Consider the following 5,049-nt stretch of genomic DNA (forward strand, 5'->3'; position numbering starts at 1 on the left):
TCACCGACCTGCTGCCCTTCAACTTCGCCGAAACCGCCGCTGCCTGAACAGGCCAGACGCCGCCCCCGATACGAAGGCCATCCGTCAAAAGCGCAGGCGTCAACGTGCGGGGAAAATCGCGCTTACGGGCTAGCATCCGATACGCTCCTTCGTTTCACCGCCTAGTGCGGATGCGTATGCCGTTTTTTGCTAGGCGTTTTCTGTGGCTTTGTGTTGGAGGCATTGATGAAGAGCTCTCCCGTGCTTTTTGCCCAACGGTTGAACGAACTCAATTCTCAGCTCTCAGAATTGGAAGAACTTCGAGCTCGGATCAAAGAAGCGGAACGGCGCGCCTGCGGTGCACCGACACTACGTTCGACGTCAAACAATCCGAAGTCTCGCGAAAATCGATATCTGTCCTGACATTCGTAACCAGGCGCGAGCCGCTTCTATGCGACGGACTTCCTGAAGGGCGCGACCGGCGCCCTGATGGAGTAGACGGATTCACCTATGCAGTTGCTCACCGATGTTCACTTGGGAGGTAAGCTCACTGACTGGGACGTTGCCAAGCAAGCCCGCGAGATCAATCCAGAGATGCCGGTGGTCTATATGACCGGCGCCGGAGCCGATCGGTGGCCCTCTCACAGCGTACCCAATAGCGTTCTGGTGAGCAAAGCGTTCGCGCCCGCGCAGGTAGTGACGGCTGTGTCGCAGCTGCTCACGCGCCGAACCCGTATTTACCCCCTCGGTAAGTACGCGCGGCACGCTCGATGACATCCCGCATGCGCAGCACGGTCCTATAGGCCACCCCGCGTTCAGTCTTGATCTCCAAGAGCGTTGGCTTGCCATCGGAGCTGAAGGCTCTAGCCGCTCGCACCCAGGTGCTCAGGGGTATCCGCAGGCGCTCAAACGAGGTGCCTACGGTGACACTGAAACCCTTACGACACCGCTTGCACTGATAGAGGCCTTCGCGGTGGCTGTGCTTCTCACCGCCAATCAGGAACACCTCGGGCTCCTGGGCGCAGCAGCGGGGGGCATTGGGCACCGTGGGGCCACCTTAAGAGTTCCAAGAGATCCCAGGCTGCGGTGTCGTTTTCGAACGGAGAAGGCATGAGCGGAGAGCGGGTCCGGCGTCGTCGGCGGGGGCTCTATACGATGTTTCGTCAGCTACACACAATATGCCCCGCCGTTTGTAGTGTTTGGGCGAGGGATCAGGCGGTTAGTGGTGCCAAGCCCGGCGTTAGAAAGAGAAGGCGGCTTCTTTCGATTCTACGGCGTTTCGTTAGCTGAACACAAAACCCCCTTTTTTAGTGTCTTTCGCTACAGTGCCAAGCACTTAGCGGAAAGGCGCCCCCACCTTCACCCGGAAGCGGTTCTAACCACGAGGAGCACGCAGAGCCCTCGATCAGCGACAGCCCTCCCTGTCTATCAGCACAGCCAAGTCGCAACTCACCACCCGGCGAGCTGATGCTCGTCATGACCTCTACTATCGAAAGAAAAATCGTATGCAAACTTATTTGGTAATGAAAGAGTACACCCTTGATGACCTCTTCAACGATACGTTGGCAGAACTGCATTCGTTTAGGTGCGCCGAGCCTCAAGATCCTTGTTACGACCGAGGATACGAGGATGGGCTTTGGACAACACTCAAACAGATTCAGTGGCGCTTGGTTCTCAATCGCGCTCCGAGGAACGAGCAATGTCCGCCTACCTCACGAGCGGCTGGTGACCTACATGGCGCACCGCAATCCTGGCCGCACCTCCATGAACGTGATCGGCCGAGAGTTCAGCTTGAAGCCGCAGCAGCGCAAGGACCTGCAAAAGTTGCTTCGTGACGAGAACCACGGGACCACGCTGGCCCTGCGATCAATTGGGGTGACGTATGGCTCGGAAGGTAAAGGGAGGGGAGCGAAGAGCTTCCTCCTAAAGGCCGCCTGATCAGCACTGGCCGCACCAAGGTTTTCATTCGGAGCCTCAGGTGCGGCCTTCTGTGTATCGTGGCACGTCCGCTTCGAACGCAAGGGCGTGCCTAGGAGCGGGTTGGTCGAGGATGCGGCTATGGGCCATGTGTGGACGGCTCCAGGTTGGCAAGAAGAAGCTTCACGTCGCAGAATTGGTCGGAGCAGCCATGTGTTCGGCCTATTTACGCGGTTCACATGACCGCTGGCCATAATGCCCTCCGCGGATCAGGTCCCGGTCAATACCTCGCATTCGACGATGCTATGGCCCATGTGGGTTGTCCTGATCGCCGGATCGACCGGCACTGCATTACGTGCTGTTCGCCTTCCCAACCGTTACGTCACGCCGGGCTTTCCCGTGTGATCTCATTCACGCCGCGAGAGCGGCGGGTTGCTTGTAGCGTTCGTTCCGGGCCATCATCACCCAAGCCATCCGGGCGAGTTTGTTGGCGAGTGCGATAGCGGCAACCTTGGTGGGGCGCCGGGCCAACAATCGAGTGAGCCAGGGCCGATGATCGGTGCCATGGATCTTGGCATAGCGGATGACGGCGAGCGCGCCAGCCGTGAACAGGCTGCGCAAATAGCGATCGCCTTGCTTGCTGATACTGCCAAGCTTGTCCTTGCCCCCGCTCGAGTTCTGCTTCGGCACGAGTCCTACCCAGGCCGAGAAGTCCCGTCCCAATCGGAAAGCCTTGGGATCCGCAATGCTGGCGACCAAGGCTGTTGCCAACGCTGGCCCGACGCCGGGGATCGCGTCCAGCCGTTTGCTCGTCGCGCTTGATCGATGCCAGGCGATGATGCGTCGGTCGAACTCCAGGATATGAGCCTTCAATGCCCGCAACTGATTGCCGAGAGCCGCAAGACACGCACGGGCGACCTCGGGGAGCCGGTGGTCGGCTGTATCGGCGACGACTTCCAGCAGTTGCTCGACACCCCTGCGCCCGACAGGGGCGACAATCCCGAACTCGGCGAGATAGGCGCGGATTGAGTTGATCGCGGCCGTCTGCTGGCGGATGAAGAGATGGCGCGCCCGGTGAAGCATCAGACAGCTCTGTTGCTCGACCGTCTTGGTCGGCACGAACCGCATATTGGGTCGCGTGACCGCCTCACAAATCGCCTCCGCGTCGGTGCTGTCGTTCTTCTGCCGCTTGACGTAGGGCTTCACATAGGCCGGAGGCATCAATCGCACCGTATGCCCCAACCCCTGCAGCTCGCGGGACCAATGGTGCGATGATGCGCAAGCTTCGATCCCCACCAGGCATGGCGGCAGCTTCTGGAAAAACGCCAGGACGTACCGGCGCCGCAACTGACGGCGTACGACCACCTGGCCGGCTGCATCAACGCCATGCACTTGAAAGACCGACTTCGCGATATCCAGGCCGACTGTCGAAATTGACTGCATAGGCTGCTCCTCCGAATCGTGGGAGCCTCAGACGGCGCCCACTCCTTGGCACTTTCGTGCCGGTGGAGGAGCCGTCCACAGCATCAATACCGGCTCTGCGGCTCTAGAATGTTTGTGCCTCTAGGATCACAGTCGGCGATTTCTCCGCTATACTTGGTTTTCCGGAGCGGCGGGGGGTGCGTCATGGCGATTCCTCGGAATTATTTCCTGTATTTCACGGTTATCGTTCTCTCATGGCTCTTACACGCTAATGCCGAGACGCAGGCACAAGAGAGTTGTGCGAACCTCCAACATCAGCTTGGTGTCCTAAGGTCCTCTGGTGGCGCGGGCTCGCAGTGGGACTCATTCATTCAACAGCGTATGCAGCAGCTCGGTTGCTTAGGAGGGCAGCAGAAGCGCTCTGCTCCGCAAATTCCGGCCGGCAGCATGCAGTGCGGTAATGGATACTGCCAACCCGGCACTAAATGTGGAAGCGGCGGAGTGTGCATTCCGCAAGAGGCAGCGGACTGTGGTCAGAGCAGACATTGTCCAGCAGAGACAAAATGTGCAAGCGGAGACAAATGCGTGCCACTGAATGCGATAGACTGCGGCGATGGCAGATCGTGCTCGGCAGGGCAGAAATGTTCGGCTGGCGGAGGCTGCATCCCAGGAGAAGCGGTGGATTGCGGTTTGGGTAAATACTGCATTCCAGGAAGAGTTTGCGTCATCTCGAAACAGTGCAGCATTCTATCTTACTTTGCGAGTCGGAAAGATTCGCAGGGCGAAAGCGATTGGATGGAATGTGCCGGCGGTGACGCAACTCGTAGCATCGGCGCATGCACTAGGCTGCTGGATAATCCGAGCCAGAGCAACACCATCAAAGTCGAGACTTACTCCAAGCGAGCCCTCTCGTATGAAAAGATAAACGACTTTGATCGCGCCATCGCAGACTTCGGAATGGCGATCCTCCTAGACCCGTCAGGAAATCTATATAGAAATCGAGCTTTTGCTTTCGTCAAAAAAGGAGACTTTGACGGTGCCATCGCAAGCCTCGATGAAGCGATCAGCGTCAATAGAAGAGACGGAAGCTCATACGCGGCGCGCGGGACTATATATCAACAAAGGGCAGCTACACCGAAACGACATTGGACCGATCTTGCGCGTGCAAAAGCCGCTTACAAAATGGCGCTGCGGTTAACAATCGAGACAGACGGAGAGCTAGAGCTTAGGAAACTTGCACTCGATAACTATACCAAGATTTCCGCGGAAGAAGGCTTAAGCGACTACATCGCAAGTTGGTTAGTTGATGAACCGATGTATTTGCTCCTTGCGGCAATCAGTTGCATTCTGATTGCTAGCACTATCTACGGCTTGTTTGCGTTTTACTCGAACCCATCACGTCCAACTCTGGTCGACCAAGCGACTGTCCCCTTGGGACGCACACCGGATCTGGCTGCCGCGTCTACTGATGGTTTGCTGTCGGACAACCTCGAACTGTCATCTGTGGATTACAGCACCGTAATGGCGCCGCACGACTGGATACACCACTCGCCCAAACACGAGGATCCCAAAAGCGAGCCAAAAGAGCGCAAACCTACGGAGAAGGGAGCTATGCGGGATTTTGGGTGACGGGGTGATCAGGCGGCGTGGTTTGCCGGCGCTTGGATGACCTCGATGCCGTCGTTGAATCTGACACCTGCGATGATCTTCGGCAACTGGTTTGTGCCTTTG

At 57.8% G+C, this 5,049-nt stretch carries 4 protein-coding genes; 3 read left to right on the plus strand and 1 reads right to left on the minus strand.

Going from position 1 to position 5,049, the window contains the following annotated elements; all coding sequences use genetic code 11:
* Positions 1 to 489 precede the first annotated feature (489 nt).
* Both QCM77_RS45310 and QCM77_RS45315 read left to right on the plus strand, forming a co-directional pair.
* The gene (locus QCM77_RS45310) at positions 490 to 753 is read left to right on the plus strand and encodes a response regulator (protein WP_280097060.1); all 264 of its coding nucleotides are present in this window, start codon (positions 490 to 492) and stop codon (positions 751 to 753) included.
* A gap of 951 nt (positions 754 to 1,704) precedes the next feature.
* Positions 1,705 to 1,917 carry a hypothetical protein gene (locus tag QCM77_RS45315; protein ID WP_280097061.1) on the plus strand — a complete coding sequence of 71 codons (213 nt, stop codon included), beginning with the start codon at positions 1,705 to 1,707 and terminating at the stop codon, positions 1,915 to 1,917.
* Positions 1,918 to 2,307: 390 nt separating this feature from the next.
* Here the strand turns inward: QCM77_RS45315 and QCM77_RS45320 are convergent, their stop codons facing one another.
* A complete protein-coding gene (locus QCM77_RS45320) occupies positions 2,308 to 3,339 on the minus strand; it encodes an IS110 family RNA-guided transposase (protein WP_280097062.1) in 1,032 nt (343 codons plus the stop codon).
* 657 nt (positions 3,340 to 3,996) lie between these two features.
* Here QCM77_RS45320 and QCM77_RS45325 point away from each other — a divergent pair.
* Positions 3,997 to 4,947 (plus strand): tetratricopeptide repeat protein, encoded by a 951-nt coding sequence (locus QCM77_RS45325; RefSeq protein ID WP_280097063.1) that lies wholly within the window; start codon positions 3,997 to 3,999, stop codon positions 4,945 to 4,947.
* Positions 4,948 to 5,049 lie beyond the last annotated feature (102 nt).

The sequence above is a fragment of the Bradyrhizobium nivariense genome (assembly GCF_029846695.2).
GTDB lineage: Bacteria > Pseudomonadota > Alphaproteobacteria > Rhizobiales > Xanthobacteraceae > Bradyrhizobium.

Excerpts from the sequence above, each read along its gene's own strand:
- QCM77_RS45310 (WP_280097060.1), top strand. The coding sequence starts at position 490 with ATGCAGTTGCTCACCGATGTTCACTTGGGAGGTAAGCTCACTGACTGG.
- QCM77_RS45320 (WP_280097062.1), bottom strand. The coding sequence starts at position 3,339 with ATGCAGTCAATTTCGACAGTCGGCCTGGATATCGCGAAGTCGGTCTTT.